This is a genomic window from Pseudomonas sp. CFBP13508 (assembly GCF_005233515.1).
Taxonomy (GTDB): Bacteria; Pseudomonadota; Gammaproteobacteria; order Pseudomonadales; family Pseudomonadaceae; genus Aquipseudomonas; species Aquipseudomonas mercuritolerans.
The window spans coordinates 707,051-730,728 of the sequence record NZ_QFZZ01000003.1 but is presented as its reverse complement, the minus strand read 5'-3'; the positions used below and the strand labels follow the sequence as shown (position 1 = coordinate 730,728).

General features: G+C 61.1%; 21 protein-coding genes. 8 read left to right on the top strand and 13 right to left on the bottom strand.

All coding sequences use genetic code 11. The features are described 5' to 3' along the window. Positions 1 to 10 precede the first annotated feature (10 nt). The 6 genes from PspCFBP13508_RS11735 to PspCFBP13508_RS11710 form a co-directional block, all read right to left on the bottom strand. Entirely contained in the window at positions 11 to 1,039 is a 1,029-nt protein-coding gene (locus PspCFBP13508_RS11735) for a DUF5924 family protein (RefSeq protein WP_137214525.1), read from the bottom strand. Positions 1,040 to 1,250: 211 nt separating this feature from the next. Further along, positions 1,251 to 2,645: an insulinase family protein gene (locus PspCFBP13508_RS11730; protein ID WP_137214523.1), complete on the bottom strand. Its 1,395-nt coding sequence runs from the start codon at positions 2,643 to 2,645 to the stop codon at positions 1,251 to 1,253. 175 nt (positions 2,646 to 2,820) lie between these two features. Next, complete coding sequence (locus tag PspCFBP13508_RS11725; RefSeq protein WP_133335438.1) at positions 2,821 to 4,479, bottom strand: Na/Pi cotransporter family protein; 1,659 nt, start codon at positions 4,477 to 4,479, stop codon at positions 2,821 to 2,823. Positions 4,480 to 4,808: 329 nt separating this feature from the next. After that, complete coding sequence (locus PspCFBP13508_RS11720; RefSeq protein WP_071173939.1) at positions 4,809 to 5,576, bottom strand: TerC family protein; 768 nt, start codon at positions 5,574 to 5,576, stop codon at positions 4,809 to 4,811. Positions 5,577 to 5,661: 85 nt separating this feature from the next. After that, entirely contained in the window at positions 5,662 to 6,969 is a 1,308-nt protein-coding gene (locus PspCFBP13508_RS11715; protein ID WP_039757164.1) for a CitMHS family transporter, read from the bottom strand. 389 nt (positions 6,970 to 7,358) lie between these two features. Beyond that, entirely contained in the window at positions 7,359 to 7,697 is a 339-nt protein-coding gene (locus tag PspCFBP13508_RS11710) for a DOPA 4,5-dioxygenase family protein (protein WP_137214521.1), read from the bottom strand. 81 nt (positions 7,698 to 7,778) lie between these two features. Here PspCFBP13508_RS11710 and PspCFBP13508_RS11705 point away from each other — a divergent pair, with 81 nt between their 5' ends. Beyond that, positions 7,779 to 8,444 (top strand): NAD(P)H-binding protein, encoded by a 666-nt coding sequence (locus PspCFBP13508_RS11705; RefSeq protein ID WP_016772367.1) that lies wholly within the window; start codon positions 7,779 to 7,781, stop codon positions 8,442 to 8,444. Positions 8,445 to 8,467: 23 nt separating this feature from the next. Here PspCFBP13508_RS11705 and PspCFBP13508_RS11700 read toward each other — a convergent pair whose 3' ends face one another. Beyond that, complete coding sequence (locus PspCFBP13508_RS11700) at positions 8,468 to 9,418, bottom strand: LysR family transcriptional regulator (RefSeq protein WP_137214519.1); 951 nt, start codon at positions 9,416 to 9,418, stop codon at positions 8,468 to 8,470. Positions 9,419 to 9,532: 114 nt separating this feature from the next. Between PspCFBP13508_RS11700 and betC the strand changes: the two genes are divergently transcribed. From betC to PspCFBP13508_RS11685, 3 genes are all read left to right on the top strand, one after another. After that, entirely contained in the window at positions 9,533 to 11,047 is a 1,515-nt protein-coding gene (gene betC / locus PspCFBP13508_RS11695) for a choline-sulfatase (protein WP_137214517.1), read from the top strand. A gap of 16 nt (positions 11,048 to 11,063) precedes the next feature. Further along, complete coding sequence (gene choX / locus PspCFBP13508_RS11690) at positions 11,064 to 11,984, top strand: choline ABC transporter substrate-binding protein (protein ID WP_130910444.1); 921 nt, start codon at positions 11,064 to 11,066, stop codon at positions 11,982 to 11,984. 248 nt (positions 11,985 to 12,232) lie between these two features. After that, positions 12,233 to 13,801: a SulP family inorganic anion transporter gene (locus PspCFBP13508_RS11685; RefSeq protein WP_137214515.1), complete on the top strand. Its 1,569-nt coding sequence runs from the start codon at positions 12,233 to 12,235 to the stop codon at positions 13,799 to 13,801. A 75-nt stretch (positions 13,802 to 13,876) separates the two neighbouring features. Here PspCFBP13508_RS11685 and aroE read toward each other — a convergent pair whose 3' ends face one another. Together aroE and hemF are read right to left on the bottom strand one after the other, a co-directional pair. Beyond that, the gene (gene aroE / locus PspCFBP13508_RS11680) at positions 13,877 to 14,698 is read right to left on the bottom strand and encodes a shikimate dehydrogenase (protein ID WP_137214513.1); all 822 of its coding nucleotides are present in this window, start codon (positions 14,696 to 14,698) and stop codon (positions 13,877 to 13,879) included. Between the two features lie 9 nt (positions 14,699 to 14,707). Beyond that, the gene (gene hemF / locus PspCFBP13508_RS11675) at positions 14,708 to 15,622 is read right to left on the bottom strand and encodes an oxygen-dependent coproporphyrinogen oxidase (protein WP_071173933.1); all 915 of its coding nucleotides are present in this window, start codon (positions 15,620 to 15,622) and stop codon (positions 14,708 to 14,710) included. Positions 15,623 to 15,772: 150 nt separating this feature from the next. Here hemF and PspCFBP13508_RS11670 point away from each other — a divergent pair, with 150 nt between their 5' ends. Further along, the gene (locus PspCFBP13508_RS11670; protein ID WP_137214511.1) at positions 15,773 to 16,750 is read left to right on the top strand and encodes a quinone oxidoreductase; all 978 of its coding nucleotides are present in this window, start codon (positions 15,773 to 15,775) and stop codon (positions 16,748 to 16,750) included. A gap of 179 nt (positions 16,751 to 16,929) precedes the next feature. Here the strand turns inward: PspCFBP13508_RS11670 and PspCFBP13508_RS11665 are convergent, their stop codons facing one another. The 4 genes from PspCFBP13508_RS11665 to PspCFBP13508_RS11650 all read right to left on the bottom strand — a co-directional run bounded on the left by PspCFBP13508_RS11665 (position 16,930) and on the right by PspCFBP13508_RS11650 (position 20,681). Then, the gene (locus tag PspCFBP13508_RS11665) at positions 16,930 to 17,697 is read right to left on the bottom strand and encodes a hypothetical protein (protein WP_241662912.1); all 768 of its coding nucleotides are present in this window, start codon (positions 17,695 to 17,697) and stop codon (positions 16,930 to 16,932) included. A 163-nt stretch (positions 17,698 to 17,860) separates the two neighbouring features. After that, positions 17,861 to 18,418, bottom strand: coding sequence for an L-threonylcarbamoyladenylate synthase (locus PspCFBP13508_RS11660; protein ID WP_137214509.1), 558 nt, complete (start codon positions 18,416 to 18,418; stop codon positions 17,861 to 17,863). A 55-nt stretch (positions 18,419 to 18,473) separates the two neighbouring features. Then, positions 18,474 to 19,571 (bottom strand): DNA-processing protein DprA, encoded by a 1,098-nt coding sequence (gene dprA, locus PspCFBP13508_RS11655; RefSeq protein WP_137214507.1) that lies wholly within the window; start codon positions 19,569 to 19,571, stop codon positions 18,474 to 18,476. 84 nt (positions 19,572 to 19,655) lie between these two features. Further along, the gene (locus PspCFBP13508_RS11650) at positions 19,656 to 20,681 is read right to left on the bottom strand and encodes a LysM domain-containing protein (protein WP_016772377.1); all 1,026 of its coding nucleotides are present in this window, start codon (positions 20,679 to 20,681) and stop codon (positions 19,656 to 19,658) included. A gap of 159 nt (positions 20,682 to 20,840) precedes the next feature. Here PspCFBP13508_RS11650 and def point away from each other — a divergent pair, with 159 nt between their 5' ends. The 3 genes from def to rsmB are packed head-to-tail and all read left to right on the top strand — an operon-like array spanning position 20,841 to position 23,671. Next, a complete protein-coding gene (gene def / locus PspCFBP13508_RS11645; RefSeq protein WP_016772378.1) occupies positions 20,841 to 21,347 on the top strand; it encodes a peptide deformylase in 507 nt (168 codons plus the stop codon). Between the two features lie 57 nt (positions 21,348 to 21,404). Continuing rightward, positions 21,405 to 22,364 (top strand): methionyl-tRNA formyltransferase, encoded by a 960-nt coding sequence (fmt, locus tag PspCFBP13508_RS11640; protein ID WP_110599669.1) that lies wholly within the window; start codon positions 21,405 to 21,407, stop codon positions 22,362 to 22,364. Then, on the top strand, positions 22,361 to 23,671 hold the full coding sequence (gene rsmB / locus PspCFBP13508_RS11635) for a 16S rRNA (cytosine(967)-C(5))-methyltransferase RsmB (protein WP_137214505.1): 1,311 nt from the start codon (positions 22,361 to 22,363) through the stop codon (positions 23,669 to 23,671). Before fmt ends, rsmB begins: the two co-directional genes overlap by 4 nt. Positions 23,672 to 23,678 lie beyond the last annotated feature (7 nt).

Here is a 23,678-nt window from a genome sequence, read left to right as displayed (position 1 = left end):
ACGAACCGGATTACTTTTCTTTGGCCGGTGTGCTGTCGGTGATAGCGAAACGCAGCACGCCGATCAACTGCCCGTCCTCGGTCAACACCCGCACCTGCCACTTGCCCGCCGGGTTGCCGGGGAAATTCTGTTTGTGCGTCCACGCCCGGTAGCCTTCCTTGCGCCCGCCATGGATGTCGAGGGCGATGCGGTCGACCTCTTTGCCGTTGAAGGTCCACACGTGATAAATCCGCTCATCGAGGCCGCGCGGCGCGTTGATTGCGGTGTAGGCGTAGAGCCCGCCGCTGCGGATCTGCTCGGCGCTGACGGTTTCGAGGCTGGCGCCGGGGGTGCGATCCTGCAGCTGCGTGCTGATCGCCACGTCGGTCATCCACAGCGTTGCCGGTGGCACCCACGAACGCAGCGCCCAACCGACGCCGCCGATGCCGACTGTGATGAACAGAATCGCCAGGGCGTTGCGCACCGTGCGGATCGGGAAGATCGACGCCAGGCTCGGGAACGACAGCAGCACGGCAATCCCCAGCGCCCATTTGAAACTCTGCGCGGTGGTCAGGTGCATGATTACTGGCAGCGCGGTGAGCAGGGCGGCGAACAGGGTCAGGGTGTGCAGCGCGAGAAACGCCCAGCGCCGTGGCGCCAGCCATTTGTAGTACAGCGGATCGACGATAGAGATCAGTGCAGCAACGCTGAGCAGCCCCGTGAAGACAAACTGGCCGCTGTTCCACGTGGTGGTGATGAAGAAGAATGGCAGAACGAAAAACAGGCTTTCCTGATGGATCATCTGCGTCGCGTAGCGCAGCAGCGGCTGGGGAATCTCGCGTTTAAAGATTCTCGTGAACAGGCCGGTCAGGGTGTTTTCCAGCATCAGCCAGATCCAGCTGAGCAGCATGATCACTGTGATCCAGCTGGCCAGCCCCTGTTGGCGATCGACGAGGATGAAACTGCCGACCCCGGAAATGAAACCACCCGCCGCAATAACCCCGGGGTAGCGCTTCATCAGCTCGAGAATGCGCTGGATAAGGAGGGTCAGTTTTGGCATTTTGGCGGTTCACGACGATAGGGGGAAAATCCCGGAAAGGTTAACGCCGCATGCCCCCTGTGGCGAGGGGATTTATCCCCGATCGGCGGCGCAGCCGTCGTAGAGCCTGCAAGCGAATTTTGTCTGGATATACCGAGCTGCCCTTATTGGGGCTGCTGCGCAGCCCATCGGGGATAAATCCCCTCGCCACAAGTGCTCACTCATCACAGGATTAATGGCTTCCAGCGATTTTGTGGCGGCGATGCAGGCGCCAGCCGATCACGATCAGCAGCAACAACCCGATTCCACCCGCGACCAGCCACAACACCTGATCATCACTGATCAACGGCTTCTCGATCCGGATATACCCCGGCTGCAACAGCAGCTCGCGCATGGCCTTGTTCGCCGCTTCCAGCGTCACCCCTTGCAGCTCGCGCGCGGGATTGGCAAAGCGGCCATCCTGATAGTCGGCCAGCGCGCTCCAGTAATAGTCCGCCAGCGCGCTGTTGCCCTGCACGGCCCAGGCTTGGTGAGCCATGGCGGCTTGTTTGATGCGGGCGAAAGTGCTCGGCTCGAGGCCGTTTTTCAGCAGGTCGGCCTTGAGGTCTTCAAGCACTTGAATGGCTTCGTCGACGTCATCGCGATCCAGGTCCGCGTTGAGGCTCATGAAGCCGACACCGCCGAACACTTCGCGCTCGGCCCACGGCCCGTACGACAAGCCATGGTTGAGACGAATCTGCCGGTACAGCGCCCAGTCGAGATAATCCTTGAGAATATCGAACGTCTGGTCGTACTGATCGTCGAGCACCGGTTCCGGCACCAGCCAGTGCAGCTTGGCGCTGTCGCCGATAAAGCCACGGGTAAGGGTGCGTTCATGGGCGGCGCTGGTGCGGATGTCCGGCAGAGGCCGATGTTCGCTCGGCTCGACCGGCTCCAGCTCGCCCCAGGTGCGCTCCAGATAGGCCGGCAGCAGTTTGTCGAGTTCGCCGACGACGATCAGGGTCATGTTGTTCGGCGCGTACCAGGCTTTGCGCACCTTCTCCAATTGCTCTTGGGTCAGATGGCCGACTTCGGCGCGCTGCGGGCATTTCAGTCCCAGCTCGACAGCCAGTTGATTGCTCGCGGTATGACCGAGGTCCTGACGGTCGAGGAAACGTTGCAGCTTGGTGTAATGCCCGCCGTCCTCACGCTCGACCACCCGTTTCGCCGCGTTGATTGCGTTGTCGTCGATGCGTGTCTGGGTCAGCAGCGCGAGCAGCAGGTCGAGCACCTTGCGCTGGTTTTTCGCCGGGGCTTCGATGACGAACGTGGTGTCGGCATTGCTGGTGAACGCATTCCAGTCCCCGCCGAGCGCCTGCATGCGTTCTTCCAGACCGCCTTCGCCGGTGGCGTCGATACCGCTGAACAGCAGGTGTTCGAGCAAATGCGGCAGCTCTTTTTCGTCGCAATCGAAGTCATCGAGGCCGACGCCGACCACCAGCCGGATCGCCACATGCCCACGCTCGGTGCCGGGCTTGAGCATCAGTTGCAAACCGTTGGGCAGCGCATAGCCTTCGACCTGAAAGCGATCCAGGGCGAAGGCGGGCAGGGAACCGAGCAACAGACAGGCGAACAACAGGCAACGCATAACAGGCTTCCATACGGCTGATTTGGAGATCCGTGTCGTCAGTCAGGGCCGCATCGCTGGCAAGCCAGCTCCCACAAGGATCTGCGGCGCTCACAAAACCCTGTGGGAGCTGGCTTGCCAGCGATGCGGCCTCAAGGCTGAACCACTGTAACTGACTGACCCCAGCCCCAGACGTTCAAGGCGAATGCGTAATGTCGGCCATGTCATCCACCGCCAGCGCGCCGGTGTCCGCAGTTTCCAGCACGACATAGGCGCTGCTGCAGAACAGCGAATTGAGCCGTTTCATGTCGGCAATCAATTCCAGATGCAGCGAACTGGTCTCCAGACTCTGCACGATCTTGCGTTGCAACCGGCTGACGTGCGCATGGGCCAGACGCCGTTCCTGCGCGCGAAAGCGGCGTTTCTCCCGCAGCAACTGCCGCGCGCTCTCGCGGTCGCCGCTGAGAAACACCGACAGCCCCAGGCGCAGATTGGCGATCAGTTGCTGTTGCAGCCCGGCAAGATCTTCCAGGCCTTCTTCGGAAAACGAACGCCGTTGCGAAGTCTTCTGCTGCTGGATCTTGCGCAGCATGCGCTCGATCAGGTCGGCGGCGAGTTTCAGGTTGATCGCCAGTTCGATGATCTCGGCCCAGCGCCGACTGTCCTGCTCGCCAAGATCTTCGCGGGGCATCTGCGCCAGATACAGCTTGATCGCGCTGTACAGCGCCTCGACGTCGTCGGTCAGTCGGCGCATCTCCTGAGTGACGGCGGTCTGCTTGCCGCGCAGCACATCGAGGGAGGCGTCGAGCATGTTGTCGAGCAGATCGCCCATGCGCAGGGTTTCCCGCGCGGCATTGGCCAGCGCCAGGCTCGGCGTGACCAGCGCGGTCGGGTCGAGATGGCGCGGTTTGGCGGTGCCGTTGACCTCCGGCCGCTCCGGCAGCAGCCACGCACAGAGCCGCGCCATCGGCCCGACGCTGGGCAGCAGGATCAGGCAGCGCGCGGTGTTGTAGAGCAGGTGGAAGCCGATGACCATTTCCTGCGGGCTGAAATCGAGGCTGTCGATCCAGTGCACCAGCGGGTCGAGCACCGGGATGATCAGCAGCAGGCCGATCAGTTTGTACAGCAGACTGCCCAGCGCCACCTGGCGGCCGGCGGCGTTCTGCATGCTGGTGCTCATGAAGGCGAGAATGCCGCTGCCGATGTTGGCGCCGATCACCAGACCGATTGCCACCGGCAGGCTGATCACCGCAGCCCCGGCCAGCGTGGCGGTGAGCAGCACGGCGGCGAGGCTGGAGTAGGAAATCATCGCAAACAACGCGCCGACCAGGGCGTCGAGCAAAATGTCGCCGGTCAGCGAGGCGAAAATCACCTTCACCCCTTGCGCGTGCGTAATCGGCGCGGCGGCCTCGACGATCAATTGCAGGGCGAGAATGATCAGCCCGAGACCAATGGACACCCGGCCCATCTGCCCGAGCCGCGTCTGTTTGCGCGACAGAAAGAAAATCACCCCGAGGAAAATCAGCAGCGGCGACAGCCACGACAGATCGAGGGTCAGCACCCGCGCCATCAACGCGGTACCGACGTCTGCGCCGAGCATGGTCGCCAGCGCCGGGGTCAGCGCCATCAGACCCTGCCCGACAAACGAAGTGACCAGCATCGCCGTGGCGTTGCTGCTCTGCACCATGGCGGTGACGAGAATACCGGCGATGAACGCCAGCCATTTCTTCGACATGTTCTGGCCGATGACATGTCGCAGATTGGTGCCATAAACCCGCAAGATGCCGGTTCGGACGATGTGCGTGCCCCAGATCAACAGGGCGACGGCGGACAGCAAATTGAGCAGGGTGAGCATGCAGACCCCCTGTAGTAGCAGCGCCCCAGAGGGGCAAGTGGACGGCACCGCGCGGTTTCTACCTTCTTGATACTTAAGCTGTAGTTGGCGAACGGTCTCGGCGCCAGCATTGCACAGCTAAAGCGTGGATTGAAACAAAAGTGTCATCAAAACAAATGCATCCACTCACCGAATCCGACACGTTTTCCCTCTGTTGCCCAAAACAACTGTGGGAGCGAGCCTGCTCGCGAAAGCGGTGGGCCAGCCAACATTGTTGTCGACTGGCACTCCATCTTCGCGAGCAGGCTCGCTCCCACAGGGGTGTAGCGTGTTGCCGCTGGACTACCGGGTTACTGGCCCGGAACATCCTTGCGCAGTTTCACCGGATCCTGTTGCTGTCTCTTCTTGGCCATCGCGCCGCGCAGTTTGATGTTGATAGCCTCAACCGCCAGCGAGAACGCCATGGCGAAGTAGACGTAGCCTTTTGGCACGTGCACGTCGAACGATTCGGCGATCAGCACGGTACCGACCACCAGCAGGAAGGACAGGGCGAGCATTTTCAGCGACGGGTGCTTGTCGATGAATTCGCTGATCTTGCCCGACGCCAGCATCATCACCAGCACTGCCACGACGATCGCCGCGACCATGACCGGAACGTGGGAGACCATGCCGACGGCGGTGATCACCGAGTCCAGCGAGAAGACGATATCGATGATCGCGATCTGGATGATGGTGTAGAGGAAGTTGCCGCCCTTGCCCGATGGCGCGTCGTCGCTTTCGTCTTCACCTTCCAGCGCGTGGTACATCTCCTGCGAACTCTTCCACAACAGGAACAGGCCACCGAAGAACAGGATCAGGTCGCGACCGGAGATGCCCTGGCCGAACACTTCGAAAAGATCGGCAGTGAGGCGCATGACCCAGGTGATCGACAGCAGCAACAGGATCCGCGTGATCATGGCCAAGCCAAGACCGAAGATCCGCGTGCGCTGCTGCATGTGTTTGGGCATGCGGCTGACCAGGATCGAAATCATGATGATGTTATCGATACCGAGGACGATTTCCAGGGCGGTCAGGGTAAAGAAGGCAACCCAGATTTCGGGGTTGGTCAGCCAATCCATGTGTATTCCTTTGAGCAATTGTTAAACCGAAAAAGGTCCGGGCTTCAAACCGCGAAGCCAGGACCCGTTACGGTGAGTCTTGGGCTTATAGAGTGCTGAACACCGGGAAAGTCCCCAACAGCAGTGCAGCAATCAAAATGCAGATACACACCAGGATCGCCCATTTCAGGGTAAAACGCTGGTGATCACCGAAATCGATGCCGGCCAGCGCCACCAACAGATAGGTCGACGGCACCAACGGGCTCAGCAAGTGGACGGGCTGGCCGACAATCGAGGCACGGGCCATTTCCACCGCAGTGATTCCATAGTGGCTGGCCGCTTCGGCCAGCACCGGCAACACGCCATAGTAGAAAGCGTCGTTGGACATGAAGAAGGTGAACGGCATGCTCACCAGCGCCGTAATCACCGCCAGGTACGGGCCGAGGAAATCCGGAATCACCGCCAACAGGCTCTTCGACATCGCATCGACCATGCCGGTGCCCGACAGGATACCGGTGAAGATACCGGCCGCAAAGATCAGCCCGACCACTGCCAGCACGCTGCCGGAATGCGCGGCGACGCGATCCTTCTGCATTTGCAGGCACGGGTAGTTGACGATCATGGCAATACTGAACGCCACCATGAACAGCACCGGCAGCGGCAACAGGCCACCGATCAGCGTGCACATCAGGCCGAAAGTCAGTGCGGCGTTGAACCAGATCAGCTTCGGACGGCGTGCGTCAGGGAATTGCGAGACGCTGATTTCACTGTGATCGATCTCGTCGCCGACCAGATGCAGCTCGCCGAGACGGGCACGCTCACGCTTGCCGTAGAAGTAGGCAATCAGCAGGATCGCCACAACACCAGCGGCCATCGCCGGGATCATCGGTACGAAAATATCCGACGGATCGACATGCAGCGCACTTGCCGCACGGGCGGTCGGGCCGCCCCACGGGGTCATGTTCATCACGCCGCCGGCGAGGATGATCAGACCGGCCATGATCCGCGGGCTCATGCCGATGCGGCTGTACAGCGGCAGCATCGCGGCCACGCAGATCATGTAAGTGGTCGCGCCGTCACCATCAAGGGAAACGACGAGCGCCAGAACGGCGGTGCCGACCGAAACTTTCAACGGGTCGCCCTTGACCAGTTTGAGAATTTTGCGCACGGCCGGGTCGAACAGGCCGGAGTCGATCATCAGGGCGAAATACAGAATGGCGAACATCAACATCACGCCGGTCGGCGCCAGTTTGGTGATGCCTTCGAGCATCATCGGGCCGATTTTCGGCGCGAAACCACCGAACAGGGCGAACAGGATCGGGATGATGATCAGGGCGATCAGCGCGGACAGGCGCTTGGTCATGATCAGGAACATGAACGTGATGACCATGGCGAAGCCAAGGAAAGTCAGCATGGGAATACTCCAGGCGTAGCGCGGCTAATGGAATGAGCGGATCGGGCGAGATCAGCGCAGAACGGCAGGCGCGAGGCGTACGGGCGGAGTGACCAGCAGGAAGCGGGAGAAACGGCGGGTTGCAGAAGACATCAGAATCACCATTGTTGTTAATTGGGCCGGGCCTGTGGAAAAAACACAGGGCTTGGGCCAACCGGTCTGTTGCCGGGAGTGGGGCGATCCTAATCGGGGAAGCTTTCAGCTACCTTTCGCGAGCGAAAGCGATGAATGAATGGTCAACCGGCGGTCGGATGCAACGACAGCCAATGAATACGGGACTAGTAGCGATGCGGATAAACGGACAGACAGCGCTGGCTGGCAGTCTGGACATATCCGTTATCAGTTCAGCGTCAGCATCTGATTAAAAAAATCGACAAATCCAGCGGCCGCACCGCGCCCATCCAGATCGCGTGTTCGGTGTGGTCGAGCAAGTCGTCGCCCGTGTCCGGATGCAGGAACACCACCAGGCCTCTGCGGTTGAGTGCCAGCCATGGCAGCACCTCGCCAATCAGCTCGGGGCCGAAAGCCAGTTGGCAGCTCCAGTCGGGGTGCGGCCCTACCGGGCGTTCGTGCACGCGGCCCATTTTCAGCGCAAACAACTGCGCGGCCTGTTCGCACAAGGCCCGCGCCTGGTCGATGGTTTGCGCGTCGAAATAGACATGGGCGTGATAGCCCTTGATCCCTTGCATCGTGTCGCCTCTCAATCGGTTCGAACCCTTGGCTGTTTCCACCGTCACAGGTCATACAGGACAAATATAAGGAAAACAGCCATGAAAAATGCCGAGACCCCAGTGGTCAAAGTGGTGCTTTATGGTGCCATGGCCAGCCTGGGCGGTGCATTGATGGCTGAATTGCTGCGTCGGCAACACGAAGTCATCGCCATTCTCGACGATCTCACCGCACTCGCGCCGCGTCCGGGGTTGCGCACCAAGACCGGTGATCTGTTCGATGCCGAGCGGGTCAATCAAAGCGTCGCCGGCAGTTCGGCGGTGATTTGCCTGCTGGACGCGCCGGGGTTGCCGTTCAGCAGCGACCACGTAGAGCGCTCGGTGACGCTGGGGCCGGTGGAACAAGTGCTGGCAGTCGACGCCTTGGTCGAAGGTTTGCAACTCGCCAGCGTGCCGCGCCTGTTTCTGGTCGGCAACTTCGGTGTGCTCGACGAGCCAGAAAATGACGAGCGCCTGCAACGTCACGCTGCCGAAGAAATCCTCGAGGCGGTACAAAGCAGCTCACTGCGCTGGACCCTGGTCAATGCGCCCCATGGCGTTGCCGGGTTGACCATCGAGCACTTCAGTCAGGTGGGCGGCAATCTCGAACCGGGGCTGGCCGAACCGCTGGAGCGCCTGAACCGTGTCGCGGTGGGCATCGCCGATGAGCTGCGGTTGAACCTGCATGTGGGGCAGCATGTGAATTTTGTGGCGGCTTCTGATTCGTAAAAGATCGTCCGATCTTTTGCTCTTCATACCGCAATAGAAGGCAACGCCAACCCGTTCAACGATTCCGCACTGCTGGCCTGCTCGGCCATCAACCAGTCAACGAACAGTTGAATCAACGCACCCCGACGCTTGCGTTGCGGCAACACCACGTAATACCCCAGCCGCGACAGCGTGGTTTGCGCCAGCGGCCGGCACAGCAAACCCTGCACCAGCAAGTTATCCACAAGGTGCCGCCAGCCAATCGCCACGCCTTGTCCGCCAATCGCCGCTTGAATCAGCAAGGTGTAATTGTCGAAGCGCAATTGCCCCGGCGCTGGCGGCGTAGTCAGGCCCAACTGACGAAACAAGCCACTCCAGTCGAACCAGTTGCTGCTGTTTTCCCCACGCAGATGCAACAGCGGAAATTCCAGCAGGGCCTGCGCAGGCAACGGCAATGAACGCTCCTTGAGCAGCAGCGGACTGCACACCGGGAACACCTCTTCGCTGAACAGCCAGTGGCTCTCGCCCTGCTTGAATCGACCATCGCCAAACAGGATCGCCACGTCGATGTCGGTGCGCAGCATGTTGTGGTTGCGCTCGCTGGTGACCAGGCTGACATCAATATGCGGATTGGCCTCATGGAAGCGATGCAGGCGCGGCATCAGCCAATAAGCGGCGAAAGCGAAATCCGTGGCCACTTGCAGCACTTCATGTTGCTGCTGAGTGCTGATTGCGCTCAATCCTGCGTCGATATTCTGCAAACCGAGGGTAACTTGCTCGAACAGCAGCGCGCCAACCTCTGTCAACTCGATACCCCGGTAAATCCGGTCGAACAGGCGCGTACCGAGCTGCTCTTCCAGACGTTTCATTTGCTGGCTGATCGCCGGCTGCGTGGTGCCAAGCTCCACCGCAGCAGCGGTAAAACTTCGATGGCGGGCCGCCGCTTCAAAAGCGCGCAGCAGATCTAGGGACAGGTCACCGAGGGCGTCATACATAAGCTGTGCTTATCCTAGTCATTGTCGGGCGCGGGCTTTACCGAAGGAGGCATGGGATCCATCCTCGGTCACAGCAGTCTCGCATAAATATTCAACATGGAATGCCGCGATCACATGAAGCGCAAGAACATTCTTTTCATCATGGCCGATCAAATGGCCGCGCCAATGTTGCCGTTCTACGGCCCATCGCCGATCAAACTGCCGAATCTGTCCCGCCTCGCCGCCCAAGGCGTGGTGTTCGATGCTGCCTATTGCAACAGCCCGCTATGCGCGCCGTCGCGCTTCACCCTGGTCAGTGGGCAGTTGCCGAGCAAGATCGGCGCCTACGACAACGCGGCCGATTTCCCCGCCGACATTCCAACTTATGCGCATTACCTGCGGCGTCTCGGCTACCGCACCGCGCTGTCGGGCAAGATGCATTTCTGCGGGCCGGATCAGTTGCACGGTTATGAAGAACGCCTGACCAGCGACATCTACCCGGCCGATTACGGTTGGGCGGTGAACTGGGACGAGCCGGACGTGCGGCCGAGCTGGTATCACAATATGTCTTCCGTGCTGCAAGCCGGGCCGTGCGTGCGCACCAATCAGCTGGATTTCGACGAAGAGGTGGTGTTCAAGGCGCAGCAGTATCTCTTCGATCACATCCGCGAGGACGGCGACCAGCCATTCTGCCTGACCGTGTCGATGACCCACCCGCACGATCCGTACACGATTCCCAAGGCTTTCTGGGATCTGTATGACGATGCCGATATCCCGTTGCCTACAGCCTTGAACCAGGACCAACTCGATCCACACTCGCAACGTCTGCTCAAGGTTTACGACCTGTGGGACAAGCCGCTGCCTGTGGATAAGATCCGCGATGCCCGTCGCGCCTACTTCGGTGCTTGCAGCTATATCGACGCCAATGTCGGCAAACTGCTGCAAACCCTTGAGGAAACCGGGCTGATCGATGACACAATCATCGTCTTCTCCGGTGACCATGGCGACATGCTCGGCGAGAAGGGCCTCTGGTACAAAATGCACTGGTTCGAGATGGCCGCGCGGGTGCCGCTGCTGATCAGCGCACCGGGACAATTCGAGGCGGGCCGGGTCAGCGCCGCGGTTTCCACCGCCGACTTGCTGCCGACGTTCGTGGATCTGGCCGGTGGCACGCTTGAGCCGGGCCTGCCACTGGACGGCCGTTCCTTGCTGCCGCACCTGCAAGGGCAGGGCGGGCATGACGAGGTGTTCGGCGAATACATGGCCGAAGGCACTGTCAGCCCGCTGATGATGATCCGCCGGGGCGCCTTCAAATTTATCTACAGCGAAAGCGACCCGTGCCTACTCTTCGATGTGGATAACGATCCGCGCGAAGAAGAGGAACTGAGCCAATCGCCGCAACATCGTCAGCTGTTCGACGATTTTCTCGCTGAAGCGCGGGCCAAGTGGGACATTCCGGCGATCCACCGGGACGTACTGGCCAGCCAGCGCCGACGCCGTTTCGTCGCCAATGCGTTAACCATCGGCAAGCTGAAGAGCTGGGACCACCAGCCACTGGTCGATGCCAGTCAGCAGTACATGCGCAACCACATCGACCTTGATGATCTGGAGCGCAAGGCCCGTTATCCACAACCCTGCCAAAACCAATAACGTTAAGGGGAAGTCCATGCGCAAGTTATCCACAGCTGTCACCGTTGGCCTGATCGCATTGAGCAGCGCCTCGGCCTTCGCCGAGCAAAGTTGCGAAACCGTGAAAATGGCCGATCCGGGCTGGAGCGACATCGCCGCGACCAATGCCATCACCGGATTTCTGCTCGACGGCATGGGCTACAAGGCCAAGGTCGACACCCTTGCGGTGCCGATCACCTTTGGCGGATTGAAGGATGGTCAGGTTGACGTGTTTCTCGGCAACTGGATGCCGGCGCAGCAGGGCTTCTACGACAAGTTCGTCGCCACCGGTGATGTGACGCAACTGGCGAAAAATCTCGAAGGCACCGAATTCACCCTCGCCGTCCCCGACTATGTCTGGGAGGCGGGTGTGCATGATTTTGCCGACCTGAACAAATTCGCCGACAAGTTCGACAAGAAGATCTACGGCATCGGATCAGGCGCGCCGGCGAACATTTCGTTGCAGGAGATCATCAAGAAGAATGACTTCAACATGGGTCAGTGGAAGCTGATCGAGTCCAGCGAACAGGCGATGCTCGCCGAAGTGTCGCGGGCGGTGAAGAAACAGAAATTCGTCACCTTCCTCGGCTGGACCCCACACCCGATGAACGTGCAGCTGAAAATGCGTTACCTCAAGGGCGGCGAAAAATACTTCGGCGACACCGGCAACGTCTTCACTCTGACCCGCAAGGGCTACGCCGAGGCCTGCCCGAATGTGGGCAAGTTGCTGACCAATCTGGCGTTCACCCAGGACATGGAGAACAGCATCATGGCCGAGGTGGTGAACAAGAAAATCAGCAATGCCGAAGCAGCGAAGGCATGGATCAAGGCGAATCCGGCGGTGCTGGACAAGTGGCTGGATGGGGTGAAGACCGTGGATGGCAAGGATGCGTTGGTGGCGGTGAAGGCCAAGCTTTGATCTCAGGGTTGCTGGAATAGCGTTCGGCTGGAGATTTTTGCCCCCTCACCCCAGCCCTCTCCCCAAGGGGGCAAGGGGGAAAGGGAGCCGATCGCTGTTGAATTGCGTTCAACGCCGAAATCGCAGGTCGGTGAATCTTCAACAAACAGCTCGGTCAGTCCCCTCTCCCTCAAGGAGAGGGCTAGGGTGAGGGGCTTTTGCACCTGACACCCTGATAACCTTGAACAAAACCCCAACCGCGAGGACCCATGGCCCTACCCAGCCGCCATTCACTTTTTCCTTTCCTGAGCTGGCTGCCACGGCAAACCCGAGCCAGCGTCGGGCGGGACCTGATCGTCGGCCTCAGCGGTGCGATTCTCGCGTTACCCCAGTCGATAGCCTACGCACTGATTGCCGGTCTGCCACCGGAATACGGCCTGTATGCGGCGATCATTCCGGTATTGATCGCCTGCCTGTGGGGTTCGTCGTGGCATCTGATCTGCGGCCCGACAGCGGCGATTTCGATTGTGTTGTACGCCAGCGTGAGCCCGCTCGCGGTGCCGGCGTCCGAGGACTACATCACCCTGATCCTGCTGCTGACCTTTCTCGCCGGGATTTTCCAATGGCTGCTCGGCTTGCTGCGCTTCGGCGCGCTGGTGAATTTCGTTTCGCATTCGGTGGTACTTGGCTTCACTCTCGGTGCTGCGGTGGTCATCGCCATCGGGCAGTTGCCCAATTTGCTCGGCCTGGAGTTGCCGGCCAACACCACGGCGCTCGCCAGCCTGATGGATCTGTTGCGACATCTGGGGGCTGTGGATAAACCTTCGCTGATCCTTGGCATCGCCACGGTAATCGTCGGTGTGGCCCTGAAAAAACTCCTGCCGCGCTGGCCGACGCTGTTGCTCACGCTGGTGCTGGCCAGTCTGCTGGTGTGGATCTGGCCGGCGATTTTTGGTCACGTGCATCTGGTCAGCGCTTTCGTCGGACGCCTGCCGCCCCTGAGCGCCTTGCCGCTGGATCCGGAGTTGATCCTGCGCCTGCTGCCGAGCGCCGTGGCGGTGGGCATGCTCGGGCTGGTCACCAGTCTGTCGATCGCCCGTTCGATATCGGCGCGCTCGCAACAGTTGCTCGACGCCAATCAGGAAGTCCGCGCACAGGGTCTGTCGAATATCGTCGGTGCGTTCTTTTCCGGGTCGCTGTCCGCCGGATCGTTTACCCGCTCGGGATTGAGTTATGAGGCGGGTGCCTGCTCGCCGCTGGCCGGGGTATTTTCGGCAATCTGGGTGGCGCTGTTCGCGGTGTTCGGCGCGGGGCTGATCGCGCACATTCCCATCCCCGCCATGGCAGGCAGCATCCTGTTGATCGCCTGGGGTCTGGTCGACCACCGGGGCATTCGCGCTTTGCTGCGGGTCAGCCGCGCCGAGTTCGTGGTGATGGCCCTGACCTGCCTCGCGACCTTGCTGCTGGAATTGCAGACGGCGATCTACGCCGGGGTGCTGGCGTCGCTGTTTTTCTACCTCAAGCGCACCTCGCAACCACGGGTGCAGCATTGGCGCGACGGTGACGACGATGTGCTGCGGGTGGGCGGTTCGATCTTTTTCGGCGCCAGCCATTACCTGCAAGTGCGCCTGCAACGCCTGCATGGCGCGCGGGTGGTAATCGAGGCACAGCAGATCAACTTCATCGATTATTCAGGGGTAGAGATGCTGCATCAGGAAGCGCGACGGCTGCTGGGCCAGGGTCGCAGCCTGACCTTGCGCCGGGCGCGGCCGCCAGTGGTGGAGGAACTGAGGAAGCTGGAGGGGGCGGAGAAGTGTCCGATCAGGTTTGAGGATTGAGCTGATATCGGTGGTGATGCGATTCGCGAACAGGCTCGCTCCCACATTGATCGTATTTCAATGTGGGAGCAACGCTTAAAGGGCCAGTTGGCGGCGCAGCTCGGCGAGTACCGGCGCGGTATCCGGGCGTACGCCGCGCCACAGCAGGAACGCCTCGGCCGCCTGTTCGGCAAGCATGCCCAGACCATCCATCGCCAGCGCCGCGCCGTGCTCAGTGGCCCAGCGGCAGAACGCGGTCGGTTCCTTGCCGTACATCATGTCGTAGCACAAGGTCTGGCCCGGCTCGATCAGGCTTGGCGCAATCGGCGGCACGTCGCCGGTCAGGCTGGCCGAAGTGGCGTTGATGATCACGTCCACCGGCTCGCGCAGCCAGTCGAAACCACTGGCCGACACCGGCCCCAGATCGCCGAACAATTCCGCCAGCAGTTCCGCCTTGTCCACCGTGCGATTGGCGAGGATCACCGAGGCCGGTTTCTCCGCCAGCAAAGGCTCCAGCGCACCGCGTACTGCGCCACCGGCGCCGAGCAAGAGGATGCGCTTGCCGGTCAGGCTGAAACCGGCATTGACCGTCAGATCGCGGACCAGTCCTGCGCCATCGGTGTTGTCGCCGAGCAGCGAACCGTCGTCCAGTTTGCTCAAGGTGTTCACTGCACCGGCGCGCTGCGCGCGGGCGGTCAGGCTGTTGGCCAGCCGGTAAGCGTCTTCCTTGAACGGCACCGTAACATTGGCGCCGCGGCCTTCGCGAAAGAACGCCGTGGCGCAGCCGGCAAAATCATCCAGCGGCGCGAGCAGCGTGCTGTAGTCGAGGCGCTGGCCGGTCTGTTCGGCGAACAACTGGTGAATCATCGGCGACTTGCTGTGGCCGATCGGGTTACCAAAAACAACGTAACGATCCATCACCCGTCCTCAGGCCTCGGCCAGCCAGTCGCGATCCTGCAGGAAGTACTCGGTCAGGCGTGCTTCTGCGCTGCCCGGCTCGGCCTTCCAGTCATAACCCCAGCGCACTTGCGGCGGCAGCGACATCAGAATCGATTCGGTACGGCCACCCGACTGCAAGCCGAACAGCGTGCCACGGTCGTAAACCAGGTTGAATTCGACGTAGCGGCCACGGCGGAATTCCTGGAATTCGCGTTGCTGTGCGGTGAAGGCGTCGTTCTTGCGCCGTTGCACGATCGGCAGGTAGGCCTCGATATAGGCATCGCCGATGGCGCGCATGAAGGCGAAGCTGGTGTCGAAATCCCACTCGTTCAGATCATCGAAGAACAGACCGCCAATGCCGCGCGGCTCATGGCGATGCTTGATGTGGAAGTAGGTGTCGCACCAGGCCTTGTAGCGCGGATAGACGTCCGCACCGAACGGCGCACAGGCTTGCTCGGCGACGCGGTGCCAATGAATGCAGTCTTCTTCAACGCCGTAGTAAGGGGTCAGGTCGAAACCTCCGCCGAACCACCAGACCGGTTCTTCGCCTTCTTTTTCAGCAATGAAAAAACGCACGTTGGCGTGGGAGGTCGGCACATGCGGGTTGTGCGGATGAATCACCAGCGACACGCCGAGCGCCTCGAAGCCACGCCCGGCCAGTTCCGGCCGATGGGCGCTGGCCGAGGGCGGCAGGCCGCTGCCGAACACGTGGGAAAAATTGACGCCGCCCTTTTCGATCAGCGTACCGTTTTCCAGCACGCGGGTGCGCCCGCCACCGCCCGCCGGCCGGGTCCAGGCGTCTTCGACGAAGCATTTGCCGCCGTCTTCGGTTTCCAGTGCAGCGCAGATGCGGTCTTGCAGATCGAGCAGATAGGCCTTTACGGCGTCGGTGCGGGTCGTCATGGCTTCACCTTGAATCGGGCGGCACCCGGGCAGGCGGGCGGCGCAAATGGGCGCGTAGCATACCATCGCAGACCGGCGCGCCGCAGTTGACGAAGATCAAGCAGGGGAGTTGGATAGAGGGCTTAGCAACGACCCAAGGAGAGCAGGCAGATGGCAAAGCGTATCCAGTTCCGCGCCCACGGCGGTCCCGAAGTGCTCGAATATGTTGACTACGAACCCGCTGCGCCCGGGCCGAATCAGGTGCGCGTGGCCAACCAGGCGATCGGCCTGAATTTCATCGACACCTATTACCGCAGCGGCCTCTACGCGCCACCGGCGTTGCCGTCCGGCCTGGGTTCGGAAGGCGCCGGCACGGTCGAAGCGGTGGGCAGCGACGTCACCCGGTTCAAGGTTGGCGATCGCGTGGCATACGGCAGCGGCCCGCTCGGCGCCTACAGCCAGTTGCATGTGCTGCCGCAGGACAATCTGGTGCACCTGCCCGATGAAATCAGTTTCGAAACCGCCGCCGGGGTCATGCTCAAGGGCCTGACCGTGCAATACCTGCTGCGCCAGACCTACCAACTGCAGGGCGGCGAAACCATTCTGTTCCACGCCGCAGCCGGTGGCGTCGGCTCGCTGGCCTGCCAATGGACCAAAGCGCTGGGCGTGAAGCTGATCGGCACCGTCAGCTCGAAGGAAAAAGCAGAACTGGCCAAGGCGAACGGCGCCTGGGCGACCATCGACTACAGCCATGAAAACGTTGCCGAGCGCGTGCTGGCGCTGACTGACGGCAAGAAAGTCCCGGTGGTGTATGACGGCGTCGGCAAGGACACTTGGCTCACATCCCTGGACAGCGTCGCACCACGGGGCCTGGTCGTGAGTTTCGGCAATGCTTCGGGCGCGGTAGATGGCGTCAATCTGGGCATTCTCGCCGCCAAGGGTTCGCTCTACGTCACCCGGCCTACGCTGGCGACCTACGCCAACAACGCCGAGAACCTGCAGCGCATGGCCGACGAGCTGTTCGAGATGATCATCAGTGGCAAACTGAAGGTCGACATCAGCCAGCGCCATGCACTGGCGGATGCGGCGAAAGCACAAACCGAACTGTCGGCACGGCGCACGACCGGTTCCACAATTCTGCTGCCATAACGCCTCAAGTTGATACTCGGCGAACTCTTCCATGAGTTCGCCGAGGTTCTTGTGGCTATATCAAGTACATCTTGCGGTGAAGTTTCTTCGCCGCAGGCCTGCGACCGGCAAACTTCCTGCGCAACTTCTTCGATTCATATACGAGCCATTTCTCAGCCCACTCTTCAATCACTGGCGGATCAATACTGACGGTTAAAAACATCACGATACTCCGGCTGATGCGCGTTCATGTTTACCGGCTGATCCAGGGCCATGAGGATTTGTCGCCACTCGGCAGACAACAGCCAATAATCGCCACGGGCACGTTGCTCGATATGCATTGCCTGCGAAGCGATCGGGGTCAGGCCGAAGCGCTGATACAGTTGCCGCTGTGGCGATCTGCACAAGGCCGTGACTCCCTGATATCCACGATCAATCGCCCATTCCGCAGCGGTGGCAAGCAGACCATTGACCGACACCGGCCGGTGCTGCTGGGAATGGGTGATCAGGCGGCTGAACTCGACGTGGCGCGCCAATGCCACAGTGGGAGACACATGATGCTGCGCCAGTGAAGCCCATTCGAAGGGCGCCGGGGTTGCCCGCAGCACCGCAATAAGCTGATCACGCTGATACAACAGAAAGTGCGTGCTGCGCGAGGTGATCGCCAAGCGGGTTTCCAGCGCCCGGGCTCTGGAGGTGAGCATGTAATGCTGCAATCGCAGGCGAAACTGCCGATTGATGAAGCGTTCAAATTCCCCGGCATCCGATCCTGCCTCAAGAATGGCCACACGATAGTCGGCCTGTTGATTCTTGAGTGTCTCCTGAAAGCCCTGCAGATAATCCTTGAGGTGTAAATCCGTAATATCCATTACTTCTCCGCAGCCATTAATATTTCGAAGTTGCTTCAAGCACATTGAAAGAATGGATGCTTTTGGAAATCTCGCCACTGCACGCGTTCTGATAATCACGTGGGAAAACTTACAGATATTTCAGACTCAAAGATCCGTCTGACGCATGCAAGAACAATTGCAACAGACAGGCTTTAAACAGCTGCAGAAATAATTGCAGACATGCGCAAAGCTCCTCGTCGATACCGCCGAGGAGTGCGCACAGAACACAAAAGAATTGGTGTCAGTCAGGACGAATGACGTCACCGCTCGCCAGGTCGCGGATCACGCTGGGGTTCTTGCGCCCGCCAAGGCTGCCGCCAAGCACCAGGTCGACCTGACCACGGAAATACTGCTCGATGCGCAAACGCGTGCGTGCTGGCGGTCGCCCCTGTGGATTGGCCGATGTCGAAATCAACGGCCCGACCAGCGAGCACAAATCGCGCACCTGCGGGTGATCGCTGACCCGCAGCGCCACGGTGTCATGCACGCCTGTGACCCATTCCGGCAACAGGTTCTGATGCGGCACCAGCCAGGTGTTCGGCCCCGGCCAGGTACTGGCCATGCGGTCGATCCAGTCCTGGGGGAAGTCCTCGAAGAGGAAATCGAACTGGCGGATGTTGTCGGCGACCAGGATCAGCCCTTTGCTCACCGAGCGATTCTTGATCGCCAGCAAGCGGTCCACCGCGTCTTCATTCCACGGGTCGCAACCCAGCCCCCAGACGGCTTCGGTTGGATAGGCAATCACTGCGCCGGCGCGAACTTCACGCGCGGCTTGTTGCACACGCCAACTGTTGACCATGAAAAAACTCTCCACAAACAGGTTTCGCGCAGTTTACCGATCTTCCTCGTAAAACCTAGCTCGACCGCGCCAGCCAGCGACCGTTTTCGCATACCGCACGGCCTTCGATTTCCAGCTCGGTCAACGTTGCCAGCACTTTCGGCAACGCCCAGCCACAACTCGCGGCCAAGGCCTCGCTGGTGTGCGGCGCCGCGTGCAGCAGCGCCAGCAACGGGTGATCGGCCTTCGCCGCCGCCGTGGATAACAGTGGCTGCTGCCAGCCGCGCAGGGCTTCGAGGATGTGTTCGATAGTCTCCACCAACACCGCCCCGTCGCGAATCAACTGGTGACAACCGCGCGCGCCGGGGTGATGGATCGAGCCCGGAATGGCATAAACCTCGCGGCCCTGTTCGGCTGCCAGCCGCGCGGTGATCAACGAACCGCTGGCAACACTGGCCTCGACCACCAGCACGCCGAGGGACAACCCGCTGATGATACGGTTGCGCCGGGGGAAGTTGCTCGGGCTCGGCCCGGCGTCCAGCGGAAACTCGGAAAGCACCGCGCTGCCCGAGGCAATCATTGCCTCAGCCAGGCGTTTATTGCGTTGTGGATAAAAATTTTCCAGCCCCGTGCCGAGCACACCCACGGTCAAGCCACCAACATCCAGAGCAGCCTGGTGGGCAGCAGCATCGATGCCCAGCGCCAGACCACTGTTGATGACAAAACCGGCCCCGGCCAGACTGCGGGAAAACGCCGCCGCCGTATCCATGCCCGGGCGCGAAGCGCGGCGGCTGCCGACCATCGCCAGTTGCGGTTTTTCCAGAATCGAAGGATCGCCGGCAACAAACAACAGCGGCGGCGGATCGGCAATTTGCGCCAGCAACGCCGGGTAATCCGCTTGGTCCCACATCAGCAAATGTTGATCGGGACGCTCTAGCCAGCGCATTGCGTGGCTGGCGCCGTCGCGCACCGTCGGACAACGCCGCGCCTCGGCGCAAGCCGCCGGCAAACCCAGCGAGCGCCAGGCACTGGCCGGGGCACTGATGGCTTTTGATGCGGAACCGAAGGCCTCAAGCAGTTTGGCAAAACGCTTGGGACCGATATCCGGCATGCGGTGCAGGCGCAGACGCGCTTCCAGTTCCGCCGGGGAAATGGCCGTACTGACAGACAACATGAATGGATCATCCTTGATCGTTCTATGCTCCGAACCATTCGGAACAAGTTGTGGATAACTCTGTTGGTAACTTGTTAAGCAAGCTTACGGATTTCGCACCTTGTCGAGCACCGCCAGCGAGCGTGAAGCATTGAGGACCAGGCCGTAACTGAGTTTGTCGTAGGTGCGGAACACCATCAGCAGGCCGGCGCGTTCATCGGGAATTTTCAACGGCTGGCCGGTGATCCGATCACGCACCGTTTCGCCGGTTTTCATCACCGCCAGAACATTGCCTTCGGCCAGACCGTCACGTTTGCCTTTGTTCAGGGTAACCACGTCCATCACACCGATCTGCGTAACGCCGCGTGGCACGTCAATGATCAGCCCGTCGATGGACCGCTTCGGCGCGCTGGGCATGAACGTTGAATTGATCGAACGTTCTTCACCGCCGAACAAGCGGTCACCGAGGCGTACTTCCTGGGTGGTGCGTTGCAAGGCGAGGGTGGCGACGTCGCCTTCGGTGGCAACAATCTCGCCGCCGCCGATATCGTCGGCGTTGATGCCGAGGAATTCCTTGGTCTGCGGATCGGTGTAGACCTTGCCCTGGCGGAAGATGCCGTACACCGGTTGCTCCGGATCGAAATGGCCGCGGGCGAAAATACGATCGCCTGTACCGCTGAGCACCCGTTCGGCATCGCCGGCGACGATGTACGGCGCCTTGTCGAAGTCTTCGGCCTTGTCGACGATGCGGTTGCTCAGCAGAAAGCTGTTGATCGATTTCAGCGGAATGCTTGGAATCGCCTCGGCCACCGGGCTGGTGCGAATCCGTGGCGAGAGCTTGATGGTGCCGCGCGACTCGCCACGATGGACGGTCAGTTGCGGTTGGCCGTTGACGTAGCTGAGGGTCAGCGTGTCGCCGGGATAGATCAGGTTGGGGTTTTCGATCTGCGGGTTGGCCCGCCACAGTTGTGGCCATTGCCAGGGCTCGCGCAGGTATTTGCCGGAAATGTCCCAGAGCGTGTCCCCGGAAACCACCGTGTATTGCTGTGGAAAACCATCCCTGAGTTGCACTTGCCCTTGCGCGGCGCCAGCCGAAGCCAGAAGCAGCAGGGCGAGTAGTGTTTTCCTCATGCAGTGAATCCCTTTATCATGTGCATTCGCGTGAATCGTCAGAGCCCCCGTGGCTCGCTTCTGTTTTTCAGAAGCTACGCTTCACAACGGTAGCCTGCATCTTCGGACCCGCCAGGCCATCGACCCGACTTTACTCAACGTGTGCAGCAATCGAAGCCTATGGCCATTTTAAACATCCTCGAATTTCCGGACCCGCGTCTGCGCACTATCGCCAAACCAGTGGCTGTAGTGGACGACGAAGTGCGTCAGTTGGTCGACGACATGTTTGAAACAATGTATGAAGCGCCGGGCATCGGCCTCGCCGCGACCCAGGTCAACGTGCACAAACGTATCGTCGTGATGGACCTGTCCGAAGACCGTACCGAGCCACGGGTGTTCATCAACCCCGAGTTCGAACCGCTGACCGACGAGATGGACCAGTATCAGGAAGGCTGCCTCTCGGTACCGGGCTTCTACGAAAACGTCGACCGCCCGCAGAAGGTCAAAATCAAAGCGCTGGACCGCGACGGCAAGCCTTATGAGCTGATCGCCGAAGGTCTGCTCGCGGTGTGCATCCAGCACGAATGCGACCACCTCAACGGCAAATTGTTCGTCGATTACCTGTCCACGCTCAAACGCGACCGGATCAAGAAGAAGCTGGAAAAGCTGCACCGCCAGAACGCTTGATGCCCCTCTCCAAAGGCTTGCTGCGGCAAGCCTTTTTCTTTTTATGAGACGCCCTTCATGACTGAGCCACTGCGCATTGTTTTTGCCGGTACCCCGGAATTCGCCGCCGAACACCTCAAGGCCCTGCTGAGCAGCCCATACGAGATCGTCGCGGTCTACACCCAGCCGGATCGCCCGGCCGGCCGTGGGCAAAAACTCATGCCGAGCCCGGTCAAACAACTCGCCCTGGAAAATAATATCCAGGTGTTGCAGCCGCCGACCTTGCGCAATGCCGAGGCTCAGGCAGAGCTGGCCGCGCTGAAGCCGGATCTGATGGTGGTGGTCGCTTACGGTTTGATCCTGCCGCAAGCGGTGCTGGATATTCCGCGTCTGGGTTGCATCAACAGCCATGCGTCGTTGCTGCCGCGCTGGCGCGGTGCGGCGCCGATCCAGCGCGCGGTCGAACACGGCGATGCCGAAAGCGGTGTGACCGTGATGCGCATGGAAGCCGGGCTGGATACCGGGCCGATGCTGCTCAAGGTCGTCACGCCGATCGGCGCGCAAGACACTGGCGGCACCCTGCATGATCGCCTCGCCGAGATGGGGCCGCCCGCAGTGGTGCAGGCGATTGCCGGTCTGGCTGCCGGCACCCTGCAAGGTGAGGTGCAGAATGATGAACTCGCTACTTACGCACACAAACTCAACAAAGACGAAGCACGCATCGACTGGAGCCGTCCGGCGGTGGAGCTGGAACGTCTGGTCCGCGCGTTCAACCCATGGCCCATCACCCACAGCACGCTCAATGGCGAAGCGTTGAAAGTGCTGGCCGCGACCGTGGCCGACGGCACTGGCGCTCCGGGTGAAATCCTCAGCGCCAGCAAGGACGGCCTGATTGTCGCCTGCGGTGCACAAGCGCTGTGCCTGACCCGCCTGCAATTGCCCGGCGGCAAGGCGCTGAACTTCAGCGACCTGTTCAACAGCCGCCGCGAGAAATTCGCCGTCGGCAGCATGCTCGGCGCTGCGGTGGAAGCGCAATGAATCCGCGTCTGGCCGCCGCCAAGGCCCTCGCTGCCGTACTCAGCGGCAAGGCTTCGCTGAACAGCTCCCTGCCGACGCAACTGGACAAGGTCGAGGATCGCGATCGCGGTTTCACTCAGGACCTGGCCTTCGGCACCGCACGCTGGCAGCCACGCCTGTCGGCACTGGCGGAAAAACTCCTGCAGAAACCTTTCAAAGCCGCCGACGCTGATGTCGAGGCGTTGCTGCTGGTTGGTCTGTATCAACTGCTCTACACCCGCGTACCGGCCCATGCCGCGATCGGCGAAACCGTCGGCTGCGCAGACAAGCTGAAAAAGCCCTGGGCCAAAGGTCTGCTCAACGCCGTGCTGCGCAATGCCCAGCGCGAAAGCGAGACGATCTTCGCCGAACTGGAACGCGACCCGGTGGTGCGCACAGCTCACCCGCGCTGGCTGCAAAAATCCCTGAAGGCATTTTGGCCCGAGCAGTGGGAAGCGATCTGCGCAGCGAACAACGCGCATCCGCCAATGATCCTGCGGGTCAACCGTCGTCATCACGGCCGCGATGCTTATCTCGCGTTGCTGGGCGACGCCGGGATCGCCGCGACACCGTGCGTTTACAGCCGCGACGGCATCGTCCTCGAAGCTGCTGCCGACGTGCGCAGCCTGCCGGGTTTCGCCGAAGGCTGGATCAGCGTGCAGGACGAAGCCGCGCAACTGGCCGCCGACCTGCTCGATCTGGCCCCGGGCCAGCGCGTACTCGACGCCTGCTGCGCCCCCGGCGGCAAGACCTGCCACATCCTTGAAGCCGAACCGGCCCTGGCCGGGGTGGTGGCGGTGGATCTGGAGGCCAAGCGTCTGGTGCGGGTGAAGGAAAACCTCGAGCGCCTCGGCCTCGACGCTGAACTGATCGCTGCCGACGGTCGCGATATCGACAAATGGTGGGACGGCAAACCGTTCCAGCGCATCCTCCTCGATGCGCCATGCTCGGCCACCGGCGTGATCCGCCGCCATCCGGACATCAAGCTGACCCGCCAGCCCGACGACATCGTCGCGCTCGCGCAACTGCAAGGCGAACTGCTTGATGCGATGTGGAAAGCCCTCGAGGTCGGCGGCATCCTGCTCTACGCCACGTGCTCGACGCTGCCGACCGAGAACACCGAAGTCATCGCCGCGTTCCTCGAGCGCACGCCCGGCGCGCGGGAACTGGATCTGGCCACAGCGGCCGGGATCAAGCAGCCCCATGGTCGCCAGTTGCTGGCCCAGCAGGGCGGGCATGACGGGTTCTACTACGCCAAGCTGATCAAGATCGCCGCCGCGCGCGGCTAAACGGATT